This is a genomic window from Nodosilinea sp. E11 (assembly GCF_032813545.1).
Lineage (GTDB): Bacteria > Cyanobacteriota > Cyanobacteriia > Phormidesmidales > Phormidesmidaceae > Nodosilinea.
In genome coordinates, this window is sequence record NZ_CP136520.1 from 3,750,665 (window position 1) to 3,770,744 (window position 20,080).

Below are 20,080 nucleotides of genomic sequence, written 5' to 3' on the forward strand. Positions count from 1 at the left end.
ATTTTGCTCAGAATGCCCAGCTTTTGGGCCTGACTCACCCCCAGTACTCGACGGCACAACGTTGCCTACCGCCTCTGCTCCTCGGAGGATTGCTGGCGCTGCTGATTAGCCCCAGCCCGATGGGCAGGAAGCAGTCTGGATGTTTGAATAGAGGGGGCGATCGCCTTACCTGCGGCCTCAAGCTAGGTAGCTGAATTCAACTCGTTGATCGCCCCAGGAAAGAGCGTGGTACAACTCAGACAACCAGACTGAATAGTGCGACAGTACAATTGAACTGAGTTTGGGGCATGCCTCAGCGGGTTTAGGTTTTTAGGGAGATAGAGCAATGGCACAGGCGAAGACCAATAGCACTGCGGCAGAAGCCGCAGCTCCAGGCGGTGCGGAGGCCGATCTGGCAGCAGCGACTGTGGCGATGGAGGCCCCAGGGGTAGACGATGACGCGATCGCCTCTGATGCTGTAGACCCCGACCAGATCGATGACCTCTTCAAAGATCTCAAAACCCTGCTGAGCACCGTAGAAAAGCTGCAAAAAGCCCGCCAAGATGTCGGCGATATCAAACCCCTAATCTTGCGCCTGCTCGATGGCGAACTGCTCTCGGGCGATGATTTAGAAGAACTCCGCGGCGGCATTAGCGGCCTGTCTAAGCTGCTCAAACTCTACGGTGACTACCAGGGTGCCCTAGAGCGAGCGCAGCCCGCCCGGTCGATTTTAGACCAGCTGCTAAAATCTTAAGCCTGCCCGCCAAGGCCCGCGAACCCCTCTACAGACTCATGATATGACTGCCGACATTCGACTGCTTGTGCTCGATATCGACGGCACCCTAGCCGGCGTGTCTAACCAAATTAATGCACCCGTGCTGGAAGCAATTCGGGCGGTGCAGCAGCGGGGGGTTGCCGTGGCGATCGCCACGGGGCGCATGTACCAATCGGCCCTGCGGTTTTACCAAATCGTCGGCTCGACCCTGCCGCTGATGGCCTATCAGGGGGCCTTCATCAAAGATCCCAACACCCAAAAACTGCACCGCCACACCCCCCTACCCCGGCAGCTAGCGCTCGAAATTCTCGCCTACCTGGCCCCGATGGAGGCCAACAACGACCTGTCGATTCACCTCTACATTGATGACCAGCTCCATGTACGGGCGATCATTGATGACACCGAGGCCTACGCCGAGCGATCGGGCATTCGGCCGATCGCCGCCGGAGATCTAGCGATTCTGCTGGCTAACAATGTCGCGATCGAGACCACCAAGCTGCTGACCCTGAGCACCAACATCGACCTGCTCACTGACATTTTGAGCCATCTCGGCCAGCGCTACCCCACCGACGATCTCTATTTGACGCGATCGGTCGAATACTTTGTTGAAGCCACCCACCCCAAGGCCAACAAAGGCGAAGCGGTGCGGTTTTTGGCCGAAGACCTGCTGGGCCTCAAGCCCGACCAGGTGATGACCATCGGCGACAACTACAACGACCTCGAAATGCTGCGCTACGCGGGCATCGGTGTAGCCATGGGCGATGCCCCAGAGCCGGTCAAGCAGGGGGCCGACTGGGTGGCTCCGGGGGTAGAGGCCGATGGGGTGGCAATGGCGCTGCAGGAGTTTCTGCTTTAGGGCCTGGGGTATCTGTAGCGTCTTGGGCCAGACTGTCGTACAGCTCTGAGAGCGTCACCACCCGGTAGCCCTGGCGGTCAATCAGCCTGAGCAGGCCGGGCAAGGCCTGGGCCGTCTGCACACAGCGCGCCATTGAGCCGCCGTGCATGACAAAAATCGCTCCCGGAAAAATAAACTGAGCCAGGTACCAGGTGTTGAGGTTGGGGGTGCTCAGCCGCTGCATGGTGTCGAAGGGAATCATTGAGGCTAGGGCCACCAGCGACTCGTAGCCGGGGGTGAGGCGAATGTGGTCGACCATGGCTCGGTTGTAGAGGCCCCGCCCTGGACGATACCAGCGAATTGGCTGCTGGGTGAGGTCGGTGATGCGATCGTGGGCCTCTTGAAAGTGGCGGGCAAACTGGGCCGGTTGCAAAATCGCCGGGGTGGTGTCGGTGGTGCCGTGGTTGGCAATCTCGTGACCACTGGCGAGAATCTCTTGCAGAATGGTGCTGCCGGGGTTGAAGTGGTCGGTGATCACAAAGAAGGTGGCGCGTACCGGATGCTCTGCGGTGCGGTTGTAGGTATCGAGCGCTTTGAGAATCAGTCGAGTCGAGGCATCGTCTCGCTCCCCCGGTGTCGGCACATCGTCAATGGTAAGCGACACCAGGGGCACCTGGGTCGGCGCATAAAACAGCGCATCCGGAAACATCCGGGCAACCTGGGTGAGCAGCTGATGGTGGGGAGGAGCCATAGGGGCGATCGCTCAGCCAAGCTGAGCCAATAGGAACTGGCTAACAGAACCAGTTTACCGCCGCTAGCCCCTCACCGTACGGGCGCACTGCTGTGCGCCCCAACCGCTGTGCGCCCCATCCACCTATCCACCTATCCACCCATCCACCCATCCACCCATCCACCCATCCACTCACTCACCGACTCGTCGGGTCCAAACTATCCCGCAGGCGATCGCCCAGGGTATTGATACATAGCACCGTCAGAAAGATGGCCAGACCGGGCGCCAGCACCAGGTAGGGGGCATTCTCGATATAGTTTTGGGCGTCGTAGAGCATACGCCCCCAGGTGGGCACATCGGGCGGAAAGCCCACGCCCAAGAAACTCAGGGTAGACTCGGCCAGCAGAGCGTTGCCCACGCCAATGGTGGCCGCCACAATCACCGGGCCAAGCATGTTGGGCAGCAGATGACGGTTGACAATGCCCCAGGGTCTGGCCCCCAGGGCCACCGCTGCCTGCACGAAGGTGCGCTGTTTGAGACTCAAGAACCCCGCCCGCACCAGCCGCGCCACCGACATCCAGTTGAGCAGGCCAATTACCGCCACCACCAGCAGAAAAATGCCCCGTTCTGGCCCCAGGGCACGGCGCACCGGGTCGCCAAACAGGTAGACCACCAGCAGCACCAGGGGTAGCTGGGGCAGCGCCAGAAATAAGTCAGTTAAACGCATCAGCACCCCATCGACCCAGCCGCCGTAGAACCCGGCTACCGCGCCAATACCCACCCCCAGGCCAATGCCCACTAGGGTCGCCGCCAGCCCCACTGCCAGAGAAATGCGGCCCCCAATCAACAGCCGGGCCAACTGGTCTTGGCCGAGATCGTTGGTCCCGAGGGGTTGTCCAGCCCCCGGTGGTAAAAAGGCACGGCTAAAGTCGATGGTGCTAGGCGATGCTGGGTAGAGCAGGGGGCCGAGGGCGATCGCAGCGATTAAAACCCCCAGCACCACCAGGGCCAGTTGGGCGGTGCGATCGCCCCACAGCCGCCCCCAAATCCGGCTCTTGCTGCCGGTATGCTCGACTGTCTTTGACGCTATGACTGGCTCTGGCACCAGGTCTGAGTTAATGGCCATAGCGCACCCTGGGGTCAATCACCCCGTAGAGCAAATCGGCCACCAGGTTAAAGCCCACCACTAGAAGGGCATAAATAAAGGCGATCGCCATCACCACGGGCGTATCGCCCCGGTAGATCGCCTCGATCAGCAGCGCCCCAATGCCCGGCACTCGAAACACCTGCTCGGTGACGATCGCCCCGGTAAAAATCGTGGGTATATCTAGCGCTACCAGGGTCACCACCGGGATAAGGGCGTTGCGCAGCATGTGCCGCGTGACAATCCGCCATCGGCCCAGCCCCTTCGCCCGCGCCGTTTTCACATAGTTCTGCGGGATTTCTTCGAGCATGGCGGCCCGCACAAACCGCAGCAGCACCGCCGTCTGAAACAGCACCAGAGTGGCAATGGGCATAATCGACTGCCGCAGCCACTGGACAAAGCTGGCCACATCTTGTACCACCAGGGTGTTGTCGTAGATAAAAGGCAACCAACCCAGCCGCACACTCAGCACAATAATCAGCACCAGCCCCGAAAAAAACGGCGGCGTCGAAAACCCCATAAACGCCACGGTGGTAATGGCCCGGTCAACCCAGGTGTTGTGGCGCAGGGCCGCCACTATCCCCAGGGGCAGGGCCAGAGCCACACTCAGCAGGTAGGCTACGCCAATTACCCACAGGGTTACTGGCAGCCGCTGGGCAATCAAATCGGCCACCGGCAGCCGACTGGTAAATGAGTAGCCCAGGTTGCCGCTAAATAATGCGATCGTCCACTTCAAGTAGCGAATTGGGATCGGCTGGTCGAGACCGAGCGATCGCCGAATATTCTCCCGCACCTCCGGCGTAATCGCTGGATTGGTGGCCAGATCGCCCAGGGGATTGGTCGGTGCCAGAGCCAGAATAAAAAAAATCACGGCGCTGATCGCCAGTAGTGTTGGAATGGCGATTAGCAGGCGCTTGAGCAAATAGCCGAGCATTGGCAGGGGGTGGATGGGTAGATGGGTGGATGGGTGGGCGGGTAGGCGGGTAGGCGGGTGGGCGGGTAGGCGGGTAATAGGGATTGGAATGGGAGTTGATGGCATCTTCACTGCTGCTCGGCTTGGCCTTTTCGCCGTTCCATCGCTTCACCTACCCACTCATCTCTTCCCCCACTCATCCTCCCAAAGCCAAAGTTCCCTATGCAACATCAGGACAGATACGGAGCCTGCCCATCCACCCATCCACCCATCCACTCTCCCACCCTCCCACTCTCCCCTTCCCTACCCCGCCTTCGGCGCTAGTGCCGCCTTCGGGTAGGCGATCCGCTTGTGGTTGTACTGCTGCCATACCTGCACAAAGATTTCGGCAATCAGAGTCATGTGGTCGCGGCTGAGGCCTGATTCTACCAATTGGTTGTCTTTCCAACGGGCGCGTAGAATACGGTTTACCATGGCCAGGGCTTCGTCGGGGGTGGCATCGGTGAGCGATCGCAGCGCCGCTTCGCAGGAGTCGGCCAGCATGACAATGCCGGTCTCTGGCGATTGGGGAATGGGGCCGTCGTAGCGGAAATCGGATTCTTTAACGATGACGGTGGGGTCTTCCTTGGCCATCTCCTGGGCCTGGTGGTAGAAGAAACTGATCAGCATGGTGCCCTGGTGCTCAGGGATAAACGATCGCACTGCTTTGGGCAACCGACATTTGCGGGCCATCACAATGCCCTCAGTGACATGCTTTTTGATGATGGTGGCACTGAGCCAGGGGTCGTTGAGGGTGTCGTGCTTATTGGGGCCACCCATCTGATTTTCAATGAACCCTTGAGGATCGTGCATTTTGCCGATGTCGTGGTAGAGGGTGCCCGCCCGCACCAGCTCTACATTGCAGCCCAGGGCGCGGGCGGCGGCTTCGGCCAGGCTCGACACAAATACGGTGTGCTGAAAGGTGCCCGGTGCCTCCGAGGCCAACCGCTTGAGCATGGGTCGGTTGGGGTTTGACAGTTCGGCCAGGCGAATCGGGGTGACCAGATCAAACAGATGCTCTAGGTAGGGACTGAGGCCTAGGGCAGCAACACTAGAAATCACGCCATAGACCCCCTGGAGGGCGGCCCCGGTGAGCATCCCTGACCAGGCAGAAATCAGCGAAACTGGGCTGACAATCAGGGTGAGCAATAGGTAGACCACCCCCTGGGTGAGGCCGACCCCGCCCCCCAGCAGGGCCAGCTCTTCGCGCGATCGCATGCGGCTGGCCATCAGGCTGCACACAAAGGCCCCCGAGACCCCGGCCATAAACGAAATGCTGCCCACCGCCGACCCTACCGGCAGCAGCACCGCCACCAGCAGCACCAGGGTGCCCCCCAGCACTGGCCCATAGAAGCTGCCCGCCAGCAGGCCAATGGCGGGTAACCCATAGGCCGCTACCCCCACCATTTTCATAATGCCGGTGCTAAACACCATGGCGGTCAGCAGAAAGTAATCTTGCTGCCTCAGGCGCTGGGGTACCCAGCGTTCAATGAGCAGAAACACCCCTAGGCTGCCCGCCACCAGCCCTCCAAACATGGCCAGCCCCCAGTAGTTAAAGCGCCGCTGGCTGAGGTTAAAGCTGTCGAGCAGCACAAACTTGCTCTGGGTAATCGTCTCGCCCGCCGCCACAATCAACTCCCCCTGCTGAACATCCACATACACGGGTTTGACGGCTTCGGCGGCCATATCGGCCTGGAGACGGCTGCGATCGCTGTCTTCTACGAGGTTGGGCTGAAGGCTAGAGAGCAGCAGCTCACGGGCGAGGGGCTCAATGGCGCGAGGCAGGGTGTCTTTGAGCTGAAGATGGGTCGCGCGGTTGAGCACCTCTGGGGGAAGCCCTGAGGAAATTCCCTGGGCCAGCATGCGTTCTGCCGCGCTGCGAATCTTAGTTTGAGCGTTGGTCCAGTCTTGTAGCGACACGTCGAACAGTTGTGGCGTCTCAGAGACGCCGTCAATTTGGCTTGCCAGCAGAGTGAAATTAGCCATCGCCTGTTGGTAGCCTTGGCGGGCTTCCTCTACCGAATTTAGCAGTTGGGCAAACTCTTGGCTGCTGGTGCGTTGGCCATAGGCCCACAGTTCGCCCAGAGCTACCTGTTGGTCAGGGGTGAGGGTTTGGTTGCGCAGTAGGGTGTCAAGCTCAATGCGTTCTCCTCGAATGGCGGGGGTTGAGTTGTCGTCGGCCAGTGGATCGATGAGGCTGCGTACCTTTAGCCAGGTGGCATCGTCGGACTGCCGTAGGTAGGTCTGCACCTCGGTCGATAAAACACCCGTAGACACGAAGGGAACATTGCCAGCTTGGCGGCGGATGTCACCTACCTGAGCCATGAGGTTATTCAGCGATCGCAGTACCGCCTCATCGGTGGTGGTGTCTACCCGTAGCACCCTTAGTGCTCCATTACGAGCATCCCGACGGCGCTCCTCGGTGGTTTCTCTGTCTTCTACCCGAGCATCACCGGGGGCAAAGATGGTGTTGGGGGCAATGCTACCGACCTGTAAACCCGGCTGATTGTAGAATCTTTGGCCCAGGATGGCGGTCAGACTGAGGGCAGTCAGGGCAAAGGCCAGCCGAGGGTGGCGAATGTTTTTGCGCCGTCGTCGGGGATAACAGGGCAGCGGTCGCCCCGAACCGGTCCGTCGCAAACTAGAGGAGGTAACGACAACGGCATCCTGCTGGGATGGCTCCGCACTGGGGGAAGATGACGCTGGCGGGCTGAGGGTCGGACGGGGGGCAAGCGGCTTCAAAGCTCGCTGTTCTAAGACCCACCAGCGCTCAACCACAGCCACAAGTTCCTGGATTGCCTTCATAGATTAAGACGGCTAGAGAGGTGGGGCAGAGGCGGGGAACCTCGGAGAGAAGGGTGGGAGAGTGCCCTATTCCCCGAACACACCAGGGCGACCAGCCCAACTGGGACCTCTCTGAAGCCTATTATAGGTGGCGGTTCTGCTCAACGCCCTGACCCTAGGTTCAAACCCTTATCCCCAAAGGAAAGGCAGGCTCTGGCAGGGTTGAGTAAGCCCCTAACCCTGCCCAGCGGTGGTGAAGCTCTGTGGCGATCGCCTCTAGGTGATGAGCGTCTAACAGATGCCAAGGATCGGCGTCAGGGGTACCGGCGTTAGGATCAGAATAGTCGATCAGCCAGCGCTGGCGCAGCTTAGCTCCCAGACTGGCCCGTCCGCCCGTCAACCCCACCAGCAGACCCACGAGGGCAATGGTGGCTGAGCCCCAGCCCCGCTGGGCGGCAACCTTTAGGGCTACCGCCATCTGCCCCTGGCTTTGGGCCACAAGAGCGAGGGCCTGTCCTAGCTCGGGCTCAGGCTCTCCAGAAAACCGCCAGTTAAAGGCGGGGGCCACAGGCGACCGGTGACGGCCAGGGGTGGCGTGCCGCATCTCCCCACATAGGAGCAAAAACAGGTCTTTGCAAGCCTTGGCTTCTGCGGGGGGCAACTGGAGGTCGGTGAGCCAGCCCTCTACGGTAGCTCGGTGGTGGCTGTGGGCATCGGCCTTGAGCCACAGGTAGGGGAGGGCGTTAATCAACACCGCCGCTGGTTCCCCTAGGCGATGGAAGTGAGGCTGCCATACCTGGGCAGTGAGCGGCTCGCCAGTAGCGCAGGCCTGTGCTGTCTGCATCAATCCCTGCTGCCAACGTGAGGGCCGATCGCACCCCCGGTGGTGTGCAACCCAGCGATCGCTGATCACAATGGCCTCTAGGGTGGCCGCTAGGCGATCGCAGAGGGCCGCAGACTGGTCGAGCAAAATGGGTGTCATTCTGGCACTAGTGTTAATGGGCCACACGGTTGATGAGTCACACTATCTTTATAGAGGTCTGTGCTCATTTGTGGGCAGCAATTCTATAATGCTTGCTGTCTAACCCCTGCCGATGAGCGTTACCTCTGCCTGGAGCAAAGTTTATGGTTTGCCTCTCCCCCTCGATCAACCGCACCGTTCCCGGTTGGCTGGGTTCCAGCCTTTGGGGAGTAACCGTAGCGATCGCCTTAGGCGGTAGCGGGTTGGCTCTTCCGGCCCTCGCCCAAAACAATGCCCCTGAAGCGGCTCCCGCCGCCGGCCAAATCGCTTCTCCCACAGTTAGCGGTGGGCGCATTGTCAGGCCTACCCTACAGCTGGGTAGCCAGGGTGAGTCAGTGCGTGAGCTGCAATCGATGCTGATCTTGCTGGGGCACTATCCTGGCCCGGTCACCGGAGTCTACACCGAAGACACCGCCACCGCTGCCCGTCGTTTTCAGGGCGCGGCTGGCATTACCGCCGATGGCATTGTTGGCCCCGCCACCTGGAGCCGCCTCTTTCCCACGCCCCCGGGGGAGGCAAACCCACCCACGGCTACCCCCCCGACCAGTGGCAGCAGTCCGGCGGCTAGCACTCCTCCGGCAGCTAGCACTCCCCCTGCCAGTACTCCTCCTGCCAGCACTACTCCTCCCGCTAGTACTACCCCTCCGGCCAGCACTCCTCCTCCGGCGGCCAGCAATCCCCCCGCTAGCGCGGGTTCTACGGCGGCACTGCCCATACTCCGTCCGGGTATGGAGGGCGATGCCGTGCGCCAGTTGCAGCAGCGCCTGCGCACCAAGGGGTTTTACAACGGCACCATTGACGGTATTTTTGGTAGCCAAACCGAAGCTGCCGTGCGCCAAGTCCAAACCGCCAACAACCTTACTGTAGACGGCATCGTTGGCCCTGCCACCTGGCGGGTACTGAACTAAGAAGATTGCCAGAAAAGAAGATCCCCGCTTTACTCGGCAACTGTAGCCACCGTAGTGGGCATTGCCCACCACGAGGGAGAAAGTTTTCCAGAAGTCGCCTAAGCGGTTGCCGCATTAAAACACCGCCGGGAGCGATCGCTCCCGGCGGCTAGACAAGTGTTTCTAAAGACTCTTTAAGCTCTCTAAGTTAGGCGTTTTCATGCAGGCCGTAGAGATTACTCAGCCTGGATGAGCCAAGTGTCTGACCAATTGGCTGAGTTAGGCACAGTAGCGCTGGCATAGGTGGAATAGGGCATGTCCATCGCTTCTAGGGTCGACATCTGCTGGGCAGCTTGATCCATATAGAGCATGTAGTTGCCCATGAGAAAGTAAACGCCCATCAGGGCTGCGGCAGAAGAAGCCACCAAAAAGCCCGCTAGCATCAGGGAAAACTCCTGACCTTTGACGGCCTGCTCCATCAGCCGGAGCGCCCAGGCCACCAGAGCTATAACAATCGTCAGGATAAGCAACAGCATGAAAACGGGTTTGTAACGATGTGAACCGTCAGAATTAATCTACTGACTCCATATGTTACACATCGTAACAGGCATTCATAAAGCTGACACGATTCCACAGAATGTTTTCGGATTTGCTCCCTGTTTAGATTGCTAATTGCCCTGAGCTATGCAAGGCGGACAGGCACCGCGCGATCGCGCAAATGCTCCTTCACCTGTTGCACCGTGAGCTGGCCGTAGTGCAGCAGCGAGGCCAGCAGGGCTGCCTCTGCTTTACCCTCGGTCAGGGCCTGGTGAATGTGATCGCAGTTGCCCGCCCCGCCCGAAGCAATGACCGGCACCGGCACCCGATCGGCGATCGCGCGGGTCAGTTCAAGGTCGTAGCCCGCCTGGGTGCCGTCGGCATCCATACTGGTGACTAGCAGTTCGCCAGCCCCATGGTTGACCACCGTTTCGGCCCACTCTAGGGCATCCAGGCCCGTATTCTCGCGCCCTCCCCGGACATAGACATCCCAGCCGGGATGGTGGGGGTCGGGGCGGCGGCGGGCGTCTATTGCCACCACAATGCACTGCGCCCCAAAGCGATCGCTGGCCGCTTTGATCAGCGTGGGTTGTTTGACCGCTGCCGAGTTAATACTGACCTTGTCGGCCCCCGCACGTAACAATTTTTTAATCGTGTCTAAGGATTGCACCCCTCCACCCACCGTTAGCGGAATAAACACCTGCTCCGCAGTGCGGTAGACCACGTCGTAGATAATGTCACGATCTTCGTGGGTGGCTGTGATATCGAGAAACACCAGTTCGTCGGCCCCCGCCTGGTTGTAGGCCTGGGCCAGCTCCACTGGGTCACCGGCATCGCGCAGGTCAACGAAATTAACCCCTTTCACAACCCGCCCCGCTTTCACATCTAGGCAGGGCACAATCCGTTTTGCTAGCATGTCTCGCTGTTCCTTTAACCCATCCCCAGGTTTCACCATCTCCAGGTTTCACAATAGAGGATTATGACGATCAACAGAGGCCAAGACGCTGATACACTGTGTCTTGGTTTTATGTTGGACATGCAGTTGGAGCCCTCAGTAAACATGGGTTTAGAGATTGGCCAGAAAGTAAAGGTCACCCGGTTACGCGATCGGGTTTCGAAGGATGTAGCAGCTTACCTCGGTAAGCGTGGTGTGATCAGCCAGTTTAAAATGGTAGACGGCAGCGGTGTAGGAGTTGTGGTCGATTTTGAGGATCGCTATTCCACCTGGTTTTTTGAGGATGAGCTGTCTGCTATTCAGTAGCGAGCGTCATGGCTGAGGCCACTTCTACCGTGCTAGAACCTGCCCTGCGTCGTCTATGCGATTTCATCAATAAGTAATCTCTAGTTTAGGGATTGGCATGGTGAACGCTCGGCAGGCCTATGGCAGCTATTTCCAGTAGCTTATTTCTGAGCCAAAGTGTCCAGGCAAACTCCCAAATTAGGCTATCTCTAAGCCTCAAAATCCCATCTCCTGGCTAAGGGGGGATGCTCAGCGGGCGCTTAGTCGTAAGAATTAAAGAGTTTTATGGTGAGAAGAGGTGGAAGAGTTGTCTCTAAATCCATCCTCACCGTGAGCACCTGACCGAACGCGAGGCTCAATTTTTCTATGGCATTAATTCTGACCTACCTGGGTAAAGGCGGCTGCGGCAGCACGACTGTTGCCATAACGGCGGCTAAGCAGCGGGCGCGGGCAGGCCAGCGGGTGCTGCTGCTGATCCAAGATGTAACTCCAGCACCGGGGCTGTTGCTAGGGCAACCCTTGGGGCCTGAACCCACTGAGCTAGACAATAACCTGTGGGTTATGCAGCTTCAGTCGGCCAAGCTGCTAGAGCAAAGCTGGGACGAGGTGAAAACCTTAGAAGCTCAGTATCTGCGCACGCCCTTTCTCAAGGCGGTCTACGGCCAAGAGCTAGGGGTCATGCCAGGTATGGATAGTGCCCTCACCCTGAATGCCCTGCGCCAGTTTGACGGCAGCGATCGCTACGACGTGATTATCTACGACGGTACCGATGCCCTAGCGACCCTGCGCATGCTGGGCATGCCCGAAATTCTCGACTGGTATCTGCGGCGGTTTCGCGGCGTGTTTCAGCAGTCTGACGTAGGGCGGGGACTGTCGCCGTTTTTGCAGCCCATGGCCTCAGCCGTGCTGGCCGTCGATTGGTCGGGAGATGTGCTAGATCAGCCCACCGGGCAGGTGCGATCGCAGCTTGAAGAGGGTCGTCAGGCGGTGACCAACCCCAACCGAGTTGCGGCTTTCTTGGTCACCACCCCCACCGCTGGAGCGGTCGCCACCGCCCGCTACCTGTGGGGTAGCGCCCAGCAGATTGGTCTGACCGTGGGCGGAGTGTTAGTCAACCACGGCGTACTCGACACCGAACAGGTACATAGTTTTGCGCCGCTGCCCCAGGTGCCCCTGCCGTCAGTAACTGACCAGGGGTGGGATGCGGCGATCGAAGCCCTGCCTGACCCGGCTCAGTGGGCGGCGGCGGCTCCCCGTCCCGTCAGTGTGGATGTAGCGGCTAAGTCGGTGCGCTTGTTCTTGCCCAGTTTTGACAAAACCCAGGTCAAACTCACCCAGTATGGCCCCGAAGTCACCATTGAGGCGGGCGATCAGCGGCGTAACTTGCTGCTACCTCAAGCTCTTCAGGGCAAAGCTGTGGCCGGAGCCAAGTTTCAAGATCAGCACCTGGTGATTTCGTTTAGTTAGGGCGATCGCACCGTACTCTCGGGGTGTTTATCCAGGGGTTTATGTCATTAATTTGCCAAAAAAGCGGCTTTGCCCCTGTCAGAGGTTTGATCCTAAACCAGAAAATGTGGCACCGTGGGAAGGTATGGCGCTGATCCCATAGTTTTTTGACCTGTAGCAGTTTCACGTCACCATGGTTGAACCCCCGTCCTCTACCCCGGTTAACGACGATCTAGACCAAGGCCTAGACCAATCCGAGGTCGCCCCAGCCCCAGCCCCCGAGGTCGTGGCTGCCCGTCAGGGCGATGCCGCCCGGCAGTTGCTGGGCATGAAAGGAGCCAAGGCTGGCGAAACCTCGATCTGGAAGATTCGTCTCCAGTTGATGAAGCCGATCACCTGGATTCCTCTAATTTGGGGTGTGGTCTGCGGGGCCGCCTCCTCGGGTAACTACCGTTGGAATCTAGAGTACGTGCTAATTTCTGCTGCTTGCATGTTGCTCTCGGGGCCGCTGCTGACCGGCTACACCCAAACCCTCAACGACTTCTACGATCGTGACATCGACGCCATTAACGAGCCCTACCGGCCCATTCCCTCCGGGGTAATTTCAATTCCCCAGGTAGTGACGCAAATTTTGGTGCTGCTGGTGGGGGGCATTGCCGTCGCCTATAGCCTCGATCGCTGGGCAGGTCATAGCTTTCCCACGATCACGGCCCTGGCGCTGGGCGGGTCGCTGGTGTCCTACATCTACTCGGCTCCACCGCTCAAGCTCAAGCAAAATGGCTGGCTGGGTAACTACGCCTTGGGGGCCAGCTACATCGCCCTACCCTGGTGGGCGGGCCATGCCCTGTTTGGCACCCTCACCTGGCAGATTGTGGTGCTCACCCTGTTCTACAGCTTGGCAGGGCTAGGCATTGCGGTAGTCAACGACTTTAAAAGCGTCGAGGGCGATCGCCAAATGGGCCTCAAGTCGCTGCCGGTGATGTTTGGCGTCACCACGGCCGCCTGGATCTGCGTGCTGGCGATCGATATTTTTCAAGGGGGCGTCGCGGCTTACCTGATGACGATTCACCAAAATCTCTACGCCGTGCTGCTGGTACTGCTGATCATTCCCCAGATCACCTTCCAAGATATGTACTTTCTCCGCAACCCCCTGGAGAACGATGTTAAATACCAGGCGAGTGCTCAGCCCTTTTTGGTGTTAGGAATGTTGGTAACCGGCCTTGCTCTGGGGCATAGCGCCCTTTAGCACAGCCTGATCCCCCGACTGTACCCTTGAAGAAATGGTCGAAACCCCATACAGTTCACAGAGGATATAGAGGGCAACGGTGCTATGGCTCGATCTTGGTTAAGCTGGCTGTCGTTCCCGCAGGGGAAGTCGTCCCGTTCCTCAGGGCGTCGATCGGCTGGGGCTACTCCAGTAAATGCGTCTAGGGCAACTACTCCCCGTAAACTAGGGCCGCGCCGCTCAAAAACTGACTCCTCAGAGCCAGCGCCCCTGTCTACCCAGGATGAGGAAAGCTCAACGCCGCGTCGCTACAGGCCGCTGTTTTTGCGCCCCTTATTTTGGGTGATTGTGCTAGCCGGGGCGGGTATTGCCGGTGGGGGCACCCGCGTCTATCGGGTTTTGCAAGTCACCAACGATAGCCTGCCCGACCCTACCACGGCTTTGATCTACCAGCGAGATGGCACCGTCACCATGGTGTCAGCCGACGGTGTAATTTTGCAAAAGCTAGGCCCAGCTACCCGTGAGACTATCACCTACGACGCTATCCCAGAGCACTTAGTCGAGGCTTTTATTGCTTCAGAAGACCGGCGGTTCTACGAGCACAACGGCATTGACTATCGGGGCATTGCTCGGGCGGTGTGGGCCAACGTGCAGAGCCGCGACGTGGTCGAAGGGGCGAGTACTATTACCCAGCAGCTTGCCCGCATTGTGTTTCTCGACCAAGAGCGCAGTATTCAGCGCAAGGTCAAAGAGGCCATGATGGCCCTCAAGCTAGAAGAAAGCTTAACCAAAGAGCAGATTATTGAGCGTTACCTCAACCTGGTCTACCTGGGGTCAGGGGCCTACGGAGTGGCCGATGCGGCCTGGATCTACTTTGGCAAAACCATCGATCAGCTGACTGTAGCCGAATCGGCGATGATCGCCGGGATGGCTCCTGCTCCTAGCCTGTACTCGCCATCGGTAAATGTCGAGGCGGCGCGCAGTCAGCGAAACCGGGTAATTCGCCGCATGCTGGCCAGTCAGTCGATTACCGGAGTAGAGGCTGAAGAGGCAATCAATGCCGATGTTGCGATCGCCACTAACCAGCCGAAGTTTTTGTACAGTGAGTTTCCCTACTTCACGATTCATATTCAGAAGCAGCTAGAGACTCTGCTACCCCCTGAACAGCTAGAGGCAGGCGGGCTAACGGTCGAAACTACGCTCAATGTGGTTTGGCAACGCCGGGCTGAAGAAACCGTTAGAGATGCAGCCGAGCGCTACAGCGGCTGGCAGCGAATAGGACAGGTGGCGCTAGTCGCTGTAGACCCTCGCAACGGCGAAATTAAAGCGATGGTGGGCGGTACCGACTTTACCAGCGAAAACCAATTCAACCGCGTTACCCAGGCCCAGCGGCAACCCGGATCAACGTTTAAGACCTTTGTTTACGCTGCCGCTATTGCCGGGGGTATGTCACCCTACAAAGACTACGTGGATGCCCGCTACGTCGTTGATGGCTATGAGCCCAAAAACTACGGCGAAACGTACAGCGGCAGTATGGATTTGCTCAAAGCGCTGCGTAACTCAGTCAACATTGTGGCGGTGAAGCTGCTGGTTGATACCGGCTTTGACCCTGTCGTGCAGCTAGCCGAGCGCATGGGAATTAAATCTTCCCTATTGCCCGCCTATTCCCTGGCGCTGGGTACCTCTGAGGTCAATCTTCTAGAGTTGACGAGTGCCTACGGTACCTTGGCCAATAAGGGTATTCACCGCGAGGCCCACGGCATTCGCCGGGTAATAGACCGTAATGGCGAGGTTATCTATGAGCGGCCTAACGAGTCGGTCCAGGCGATCGATGCCGATAGCGCCGCGATTATGACCTGGATGCTGCGTGGAGTGGTTGAGGGCGGTACCGGCAGCAATGCCTACATAGGGCGTCCTGTGGCCGGTAAGACAGGCACGTCAGAAGAATACCGGGACCTCTGGTTTGTGGGCTATATTCCTCAGCTGGCCACCGGGGTGTGGATGGGCAACGATGACAATACCCCCACCCGGGGAGCTAGCAGCATGGCGGCATCGGTTTGGCGCAGCTTTATGGCGCAGCTCACCGACGACATTCCGTCAGAGCCATTTCCGACTTTGCCCCGTTTGGGCGGGCGCGAGGGCACTATTACCCTCAGCCCAGTGAAGCCGGGGCGGGTCGTAGCCGATTCTGGCCCTTCTCGCTCCTCGGAGGCGTCCTCTAGCTCCGGTGGTGGCAGCCGCCAGACCACCACAGCCGCATCAGACTCTGACGCTGCCGATGGTGGCAGAGCTACAGAATCTAGTGGTGGTAGCGGCCGAGGTAGGGGGTCTAGTAGCGGTGGTGCAACAGAATCGGCGGCCCCTGAAGCGCCGACCAGTACCAACGAACCTCCAGCGGCAGCCCCAGCTCCTCGACCTGCCGCCCCTGCGGCTCCGGCCCCTGTCGCTCCGGCCCCTGTGGCTCCAGCTCCACCCGCCCCGGCCCCACCGGCCCCAGCGCCGCCTGCCCCGGCACCGCCGCCCATCGTGGCTCCCCCACCGCCCTTAGAAGCACCGCCGCCGTTGTCTTCAGGCGATTAGACCTTCAGATAGAGGCTTGGGCGGCAGGGCTGAGTTGGCGGTATTGGGCGATCGCATCAGGTCAGCCCTGGGGATGATCCCCAGGGCTGACGCGTCGTCGTAGGATGTTAAAAACAACTGATTTTGGAGTCTAATTGGCTATGGCACTCTTGTTTGCGGTCGCTGGCGAAGGTTTACCTTTTGACTTTGTGCTGGTCTATGTCGTGGGGTTCATTGCAGCCGTTACCATCGGCTCGGTTGCCTGGTACAACTCCAAGCGCCCTGCCGGTTGGGAAAACAAAGAAAAGCCCGACTTCGTACCTACCGTCAAGCCAGAGGAAGGCAAAGAGGGCTAGACCTTACCAGTGGTCTGGCAAGCCTAGGCAAGAAGGCCGATAGAGCCTTTTTGGATGGCAGCCATAACGATAGAACTCCTTGGGAGTTAGGACAATTCATGTTGTTCTAACTCCCAACCTTGGGGCGCTGTTTTTGCTTAGGCCCCGCTTAACCGCCTTTGGGGAGAAAGCTGCTTAAGGTTATCAAGTGGTGTTTAGTGAAGTCTTCTAGTTGTTAGAAAGTTGGTCAAGCGGTCAATCGACCACCCGGAGCCGACCTTGACGAATAGCGTCGAACACGCGTTGAGCGGTGACGTGGTCTTGGTTACTCAGGTGGGGCTGGCTGAGTAAGATCGCCATCAGCTCTTGCTGCACCTGGCGGTTGATGCGGCGATCGGCAAAAATTTGATCGACGAGAACTTTGAGAGATTGACTGGTGGCGTGAGACATGGCAGTGACCAGAACAGGTTGGGGCTATACCCCAATATCCCCTGTTGTTCCCGCCTGCTCAGTGATATTGCCTTGAGCTGAGCATGATCCTAGGCTGGCGCTACGGTGATTTAAGCCGGTAGCAGGCGTGGTTTAAATCACAATTTTTCTAATGGTGCAAAGTGCCCACTCTACGGCGGCTACAGTCGCTGGATTAAAGCTGGCATTTTCTTTCTCAAAAATTTCCTAGGGTGCTTGCTGAGTGCGATCGCCCCGATAACGCACGTATTCGGCTAGGCCCGCTAGCAGGGCCGATCCTAAAATTAGCACCACGCTCAGGGCGTTGATGTCGGGCCTAACGCCCGTTCGCACTCGGCTAAAAATTTCGATCGGTAAGGGGTTAGCGCCTCCTCCGGCGGTAAAGCTAGAGATCAGCAGGTCATCCATGCTGAGCACAAAGGCTAGCAGACAGCCTGCCACAATGCCTGGTGCCAACTGGGGAATCAGCACTTTAATCATGGCTTGGGCTGGGGTCGCCCCTAGGTCGAGGGCGGCTTCTTCTAAGTTGGGATCGAGGCGCTGTAGGCGGCTAGACACGACTACCGCGATGTAGGCCAAACAAAAGACAATGTGCGCCGCAATAATGGTGCTGAGGCTGAGGGGCACGGCCAGGGAGGCCAAAAACACCAGGGTAGCCACCGCGATCGCAATGTCAGGCACAATCAGCGGCAGGTACGACACCCCCCGATATAGGCTCTTACCCCGAAACCGGTAGCGGGCTAGGCCAATGGCCATGAGGGTGCCCAGTACCGCCGCGATCGCCACCGCTACAGTGGCAATGGTGAGGCTGTCTTGCAGGGCCGAGAGCAACCGGCGATCGCTAAATAGCGCCCGGTACCAACGCAGGCTAAACCCTTCCCAACTGGCGTTGTAGCGCGAGTCGTTGAAGCTATACACCCCCAGCACAATGATGGGGAAGTACATAAAGGCATACATGAAAGCGGTAAACAGGCTGGGCCAGGTGAAGCGGGGCATGGCGAAGACAGAAAGGGAATACCTAAAGATAAATTAGGCGGTGCATTGGCAAGGCACCGTCGCCGATGGTGATCAGGCTTCTTTAATTGTGCTTCTGTCGCCGTAGCGAAGCAGCAGGGCGATCGCCAAACTCACGGCCAAAATCAGCACCATACTCAGGGCAGAGCCAAACCCCCAGGCGCGGGTGGGGCCAAGAAACTGGTTGTAGATCAGCCGCGAAATATTCATTGAGGACGCGCCCCCCAGTAGGGTAGGCACCACAAAGTCGCCCAGGGCGCTAATGAACACCAGTAGACACCCGGCAGCAATACCGGGCAGGATTTGGGGAACCGTAATTTTCCAAAAGCTCTGGCGGGGGGTGGCCCCCAGGTCGGCGGCAGCCTCTAGCAGGCGGGTGTCAAGCTTTTCGAGCGAGGCATAGAGAATTAGCACCATGTAGGGCAAAAAGCTGTAGGTGAGCCCAATAAACACCGCCATAGGCGTATTCAGCCAGTTTTGGGACGGCAGCCCTACTGCTGTGAGGAGGGTATTGAGCACTCCGCTGGGGCGCAAAATTGTCGTCCAGGCGTAGGCCCGCAGCAGCGATGAGGTCCACAGGGGCAGGATGAAGGCCACCAGCAGCAGGTTGCGCCAGCGTCGGGGTGACATGAGCGCCAACCAGTAGGCCACTGGAAACCCCAGCCCCAGACACAGCACCGTAGACCCCACCGCAAAGGCCAGCGATCGCCCAATCACCCGTAAATAAACCGGCTGCAAAATTTGCAGATAATTGCCCAGCCCATAGCCACCGCTGGGCTGCCCCAGACGCAGCCCTGGCACCAGACTAATTTCGAGGATGAGCAGGGTAGGTAACACCAGCAACAGCAGCAGCCATACCCCCGCCGGAGCCAGCAGCAGGCTTGGCCCTACCCATCGCCTAGGGGCAAAGCGAGCGGTCCAAGGGGCCAGCGGTGGAGCGGGGGTAGGGGCCATAGCGCAAGGTAATAACGACTTAGAGAAGCTAGGCGCTGGTTACTTCAGTCCAGAACTGGTCGAAGAGGTCGGTGCTGGTGGCATCTACGGCAACAATGCCTTCACTGTTCGCCAAAATCTCTTCGGCAGGGTACAGATCGGGGTTTTCTCTGATTTCGTTGGGCAGCAGTTCAAAGGCGGCCTGGTTGGCGGTGGCAAAATAGAGACGCTCAACGGCGGCGCTGGCCACCTCCGGCTCCAGCAGAAAGTTAATCCACTGGTAGGCGGCATCGACATTGGGGGCCGTGGTCGGAATCGCCAGCGTGTCAGTCCAGAGAGATGACCCGCTGGCTGGAATGACATACTCAATGCGATCGTCTTCTAGGGTGAGCTCAATAGCATCGCTGGAGTAGGCCATTGACACGCTTAAGTCCCCCCCCAACAGTTCATTCTCAAAGCCGGTGGTCTTGAAGGCCGCAATGTGGGGTTGGAGTTCAAGGAGGTGGTTATAGGCCGCTTCAATCTCTGCCGGGTTGTTGCTGTTGTAAGAATAGCCCAGGGATTTAAGGCTGGCCCCTAGGGTTTCGCGCATGTCGTCAAGCAGGGTAATGCGGCGGGAGAGGGCGGTCTGGTTTTCCCAGAGAAAGTTCCAGTCGGTAGGGGCCGTAGGGATGACATCGCGGTTGTAGAGTAAGCCTGTAGTGCCCCAATTGAAAGGCACGCTGTGGCGATTGTTGGGGTCGTAGGCGGGGTTGGCCCACTGGGCCTTGAGGTTTTCTAGCCCGGTGATACGGCTCTGGTCTAGCTCGGTCAGCAGGTTTAGCTCAATCATCTCCGACACCATATAGTCGGAGGGATAGATAATGCTGTAGGCATCGCCTCCCCCGGCCTGGATGCGGGTGAGCATAATCTCGTTAGAGTCAAAAATATCTACTACCACCGGAATGCCAGTGCGCTCGGTGAAGGCGGCGGCTAGGCCATCATCGGTGTAGTTGGCCCAGGTGTAGATATGCAGAGCATCGCTACCACCGCCACCGCCGCCTGGCCCGGCCAGGTTTTGACGACAGTTGGTGGCGGCCAACCCCGCCACTACTGCTGCCGACCCCTGCAAAAACCGCCGTCGACCGAGAATAGGGCGATGGCGGGAGGAGGCTGTCAGTCTTCGCATTCCAGGCACGGATAGTCTCCCAGGGTGTCTACTACGGTGGGCTATGGC

Annotated in this window: 20 protein-coding genes; 8 read left to right on the forward strand and 12 right to left on the reverse strand. The window is 58.8% G+C overall.

Annotation, left to right across the window (positions count from 1 at the left end; genetic code table 11):
- The first annotated feature begins 325 nt into the window (after window positions 1-325).
- Entirely contained in the window at window positions 326-733 is a 408-nt protein-coding gene (locus tag RRF56_RS18810; protein WP_317034694.1) for a hypothetical protein, read from the forward strand.
- Window positions 734-776: 43 nt separating this feature from the next.
- Window positions 777-1,610: a Cof-type HAD-IIB family hydrolase gene (locus tag RRF56_RS18815; protein ID WP_317034695.1), complete on the forward strand. Its 834-nt coding sequence runs from the start codon at window positions 777-779 to the stop codon at window positions 1,608-1,610.
- Here the strand turns inward: RRF56_RS18815 and RRF56_RS18820 are convergent.
- The 5 genes from RRF56_RS18820 to RRF56_RS18840 form a co-directional block, all read right to left on the reverse strand.
- Window positions 1,531-2,340, reverse strand: coding sequence for a polysaccharide deacetylase family protein (locus tag RRF56_RS18820; RefSeq protein ID WP_317034696.1), 810 nt, complete (start codon window positions 2,338-2,340; stop codon window positions 1,531-1,533). The genes RRF56_RS18815 and RRF56_RS18820 overlap by 80 nt on opposite strands.
- 175 nt (window positions 2,341-2,515) lie before the next feature.
- A complete protein-coding gene (locus RRF56_RS18825) occupies window positions 2,516-3,445 on the reverse strand; it encodes an ABC transporter permease (protein ID WP_317034697.1) in 930 nt (309 codons plus the stop codon).
- A complete protein-coding gene (locus tag RRF56_RS18830; protein WP_410510640.1) occupies window positions 3,435-4,397 on the reverse strand; it encodes an ABC transporter permease in 963 nt (320 codons plus the stop codon). Before RRF56_RS18830 ends, RRF56_RS18825 begins: the two co-directional genes overlap by 11 nt.
- A gap of 282 nt (window positions 4,398-4,679) precedes the next feature.
- On the reverse strand, window positions 4,680-7,220 hold the full coding sequence (locus RRF56_RS18835) for an HDIG domain-containing metalloprotein (protein WP_317034699.1): 2,541 nt from the start codon (window positions 7,218-7,220) through the stop codon (window positions 4,680-4,682).
- 160 nt (window positions 7,221-7,380) lie between these two features.
- On the reverse strand, window positions 7,381-8,181 hold the full coding sequence (locus tag RRF56_RS18840; protein WP_317034700.1) for a hypothetical protein: 801 nt from the start codon (window positions 8,179-8,181) through the stop codon (window positions 7,381-7,383).
- A 143-nt stretch (window positions 8,182-8,324) separates the two neighbouring features.
- On the opposite strand from RRF56_RS18840, the gene RRF56_RS18845 reads away from it, so the two are divergent.
- Window positions 8,325-9,128, forward strand: a complete 804-nt coding sequence (locus RRF56_RS18845; protein ID WP_317034701.1) for a peptidoglycan-binding domain-containing protein — start codon at window positions 8,325-8,327, stop codon at window positions 9,126-9,128.
- Between the two features lie 215 nt (window positions 9,129-9,343).
- Here the strand turns inward: RRF56_RS18845 and RRF56_RS18850 are convergent, their stop codons facing one another.
- Together RRF56_RS18850 and hisF are read right to left on the reverse strand one after the other, a co-directional pair.
- Window positions 9,344-9,643, reverse strand: a complete 300-nt coding sequence (locus tag RRF56_RS18850; RefSeq protein ID WP_317034702.1) for a hypothetical protein — start codon at window positions 9,641-9,643, stop codon at window positions 9,344-9,346.
- A gap of 146 nt (window positions 9,644-9,789) precedes the next feature.
- On the reverse strand, window positions 9,790-10,560 hold the full coding sequence (gene hisF / locus RRF56_RS18855; protein ID WP_317034703.1) for an imidazole glycerol phosphate synthase subunit HisF: 771 nt from the start codon (window positions 10,558-10,560) through the stop codon (window positions 9,790-9,792).
- A gap of 144 nt (window positions 10,561-10,704) precedes the next feature.
- Here hisF and RRF56_RS18860 point away from each other — a divergent pair, with 144 nt between their 5' ends.
- The 4 genes from RRF56_RS18860 to RRF56_RS18875 all read left to right on the forward strand — a co-directional run bounded on the left by RRF56_RS18860 (window position 10,705) and on the right by RRF56_RS18875 (window position 16,135).
- Complete coding sequence (locus tag RRF56_RS18860; protein WP_317034704.1) at window positions 10,705-10,905, forward strand: DUF2862 domain-containing protein; 201 nt, start codon at window positions 10,705-10,707, stop codon at window positions 10,903-10,905.
- Window positions 10,906-11,250: 345 nt separating this feature from the next.
- Window positions 11,251-12,351: an ArsA family ATPase gene (locus RRF56_RS18865; protein ID WP_317034705.1), complete on the forward strand. Its 1,101-nt coding sequence runs from the start codon at window positions 11,251-11,253 to the stop codon at window positions 12,349-12,351.
- A gap of 172 nt (window positions 12,352-12,523) precedes the next feature.
- Window positions 12,524-13,576: a chlorophyll synthase ChlG gene (chlG, locus tag RRF56_RS18870; RefSeq protein ID WP_317034706.1), complete on the forward strand. Its 1,053-nt coding sequence runs from the start codon at window positions 12,524-12,526 to the stop codon at window positions 13,574-13,576.
- 84 nt (window positions 13,577-13,660) lie between these two features.
- Window positions 13,661-16,135 (forward strand): penicillin-binding protein 1A, encoded by a 2,475-nt coding sequence (locus RRF56_RS18875; protein ID WP_317034707.1) that lies wholly within the window; start codon window positions 13,661-13,663, stop codon window positions 16,133-16,135.
- On the opposite strand, the gene RRF56_RS18880 is transcribed toward RRF56_RS18875, so the two are convergent.
- Window positions 16,124-16,252: a hypothetical protein gene (locus RRF56_RS18880; RefSeq protein WP_317034708.1), complete on the reverse strand. Its 129-nt coding sequence runs from the start codon at window positions 16,250-16,252 to the stop codon at window positions 16,124-16,126. The genes RRF56_RS18875 and RRF56_RS18880 overlap by 12 nt on opposite strands.
- 23 nt (window positions 16,253-16,275) lie before the next feature.
- Between RRF56_RS18880 and psb35 the strand changes: the two genes are divergently transcribed.
- Complete coding sequence (gene psb35 / locus RRF56_RS18885; RefSeq protein ID WP_317034709.1) at window positions 16,276-16,470, forward strand: photosystem II assembly protein Psb35; 195 nt, start codon at window positions 16,276-16,278, stop codon at window positions 16,468-16,470.
- A 234-nt stretch (window positions 16,471-16,704) separates the two neighbouring features.
- On the opposite strand, the gene RRF56_RS18890 is transcribed toward psb35, so the two are convergent.
- The 4 genes from RRF56_RS18890 to RRF56_RS18905 form a co-directional block, all read right to left on the reverse strand.
- Window positions 16,705-16,899 carry a hypothetical protein gene (locus RRF56_RS18890; RefSeq protein WP_317034710.1) on the reverse strand — a complete coding sequence of 65 codons (195 nt, stop codon included), beginning with the start codon at window positions 16,897-16,899 and terminating at the stop codon, window positions 16,705-16,707.
- A gap of 225 nt (window positions 16,900-17,124) precedes the next feature.
- On the reverse strand, window positions 17,125-17,913 hold the full coding sequence (locus RRF56_RS18895) for an ABC transporter permease (RefSeq protein WP_317034711.1): 789 nt from the start codon (window positions 17,911-17,913) through the stop codon (window positions 17,125-17,127).
- A 72-nt stretch (window positions 17,914-17,985) separates the two neighbouring features.
- On the reverse strand, window positions 17,986-18,885 hold the full coding sequence (locus RRF56_RS18900) for an ABC transporter permease (protein WP_317034712.1): 900 nt from the start codon (window positions 18,883-18,885) through the stop codon (window positions 17,986-17,988).
- A gap of 28 nt (window positions 18,886-18,913) precedes the next feature.
- A complete protein-coding gene (locus tag RRF56_RS18905) occupies window positions 18,914-20,032 on the reverse strand; it encodes a spermidine/putrescine ABC transporter substrate-binding protein (RefSeq protein ID WP_317034713.1) in 1,119 nt (372 codons plus the stop codon).
- Window positions 20,033-20,080 lie beyond the last annotated feature (48 nt).

What these genes read in the sequence shown, in the direction of transcription:
- RRF56_RS18835 (WP_317034699.1), bottom strand. Translation starts at nt 7,220, where the DNA reads ATGAAGGCAATCCAGGAACTTGTGGCTGTGGTTGAGCGCTGGTGGGTC.
- RRF56_RS18810 (WP_317034694.1), top strand. Translation starts at nt 326, where the DNA reads ATGGCACAGGCGAAGACCAATAGCACTGCGGCAGAAGCCGCAGCTCCA.
- RRF56_RS18860 (WP_317034704.1), top strand. Translation starts at nt 10,705, where the DNA reads ATGGGTTTAGAGATTGGCCAGAAAGTAAAGGTCACCCGGTTACGCGAT.
- RRF56_RS18850 (WP_317034702.1), bottom strand. Translation starts at nt 9,643, where the DNA reads ATGCTGTTGCTTATCCTGACGATTGTTATAGCTCTGGTGGCCTGGGCG.
- RRF56_RS18815 (WP_317034695.1), top strand. Translation starts at nt 777, where the DNA reads ATGACTGCCGACATTCGACTGCTTGTGCTCGATATCGACGGCACCCTA.
- RRF56_RS18820 (WP_317034696.1), bottom strand. Translation starts at nt 2,340, where the DNA reads ATGGCTCCTCCCCACCATCAGCTGCTCACCCAGGTTGCCCGGATGTTT.
- RRF56_RS18875 (WP_317034707.1), top strand. Translation starts at nt 13,661, where the DNA reads ATGGCTCGATCTTGGTTAAGCTGGCTGTCGTTCCCGCAGGGGAAGTCG.
- RRF56_RS18845 (WP_317034701.1), top strand. Translation starts at nt 8,325, where the DNA reads ATGGTTTGCCTCTCCCCCTCGATCAACCGCACCGTTCCCGGTTGGCTG.
- RRF56_RS18890 (WP_317034710.1), bottom strand. Translation starts at nt 16,899, where the DNA reads ATGTCTCACGCCACCAGTCAATCTCTCAAAGTTCTCGTCGATCAAATT.
- RRF56_RS18895 (WP_317034711.1), bottom strand. Translation starts at nt 17,913, where the DNA reads ATGCCCCGCTTCACCTGGCCCAGCCTGTTTACCGCTTTCATGTATGCC.
- RRF56_RS18825 (WP_317034697.1), bottom strand. Translation starts at nt 3,445, where the DNA reads ATGGCCATTAACTCAGACCTGGTGCCAGAGCCAGTCATAGCGTCAAAG.
- hisF (WP_317034703.1), bottom strand. Translation starts at nt 10,560, where the DNA reads ATGCTAGCAAAACGGATTGTGCCCTGCCTAGATGTGAAAGCGGGGCGG.
- RRF56_RS18840 (WP_317034700.1), bottom strand. Translation starts at nt 8,181, where the DNA reads ATGACACCCATTTTGCTCGACCAGTCTGCGGCCCTCTGCGATCGCCTA.
- chlG (WP_317034706.1), top strand. Translation starts at nt 12,524, where the DNA reads ATGGTTGAACCCCCGTCCTCTACCCCGGTTAACGACGATCTAGACCAA.
- RRF56_RS18905 (WP_317034713.1), bottom strand. Translation starts at nt 20,032, where the DNA reads ATGCGAAGACTGACAGCCTCCTCCCGCCATCGCCCTATTCTCGGTCGA.
- psb35 (WP_317034709.1), top strand. Translation starts at nt 16,276, where the DNA reads ATGGCACTCTTGTTTGCGGTCGCTGGCGAAGGTTTACCTTTTGACTTT.
- RRF56_RS18865 (WP_317034705.1), top strand. Translation starts at nt 11,251, where the DNA reads ATGGCATTAATTCTGACCTACCTGGGTAAAGGCGGCTGCGGCAGCACG.
- RRF56_RS18900 (WP_317034712.1), bottom strand. Translation starts at nt 18,885, where the DNA reads ATGGCCCCTACCCCCGCTCCACCGCTGGCCCCTTGGACCGCTCGCTTT.
- RRF56_RS18830 (WP_410510640.1), bottom strand. Translation starts at nt 4,397, where the DNA reads ATGCTCGGCTATTTGCTCAAGCGCCTGCTAATCGCCATTCCAACACTA.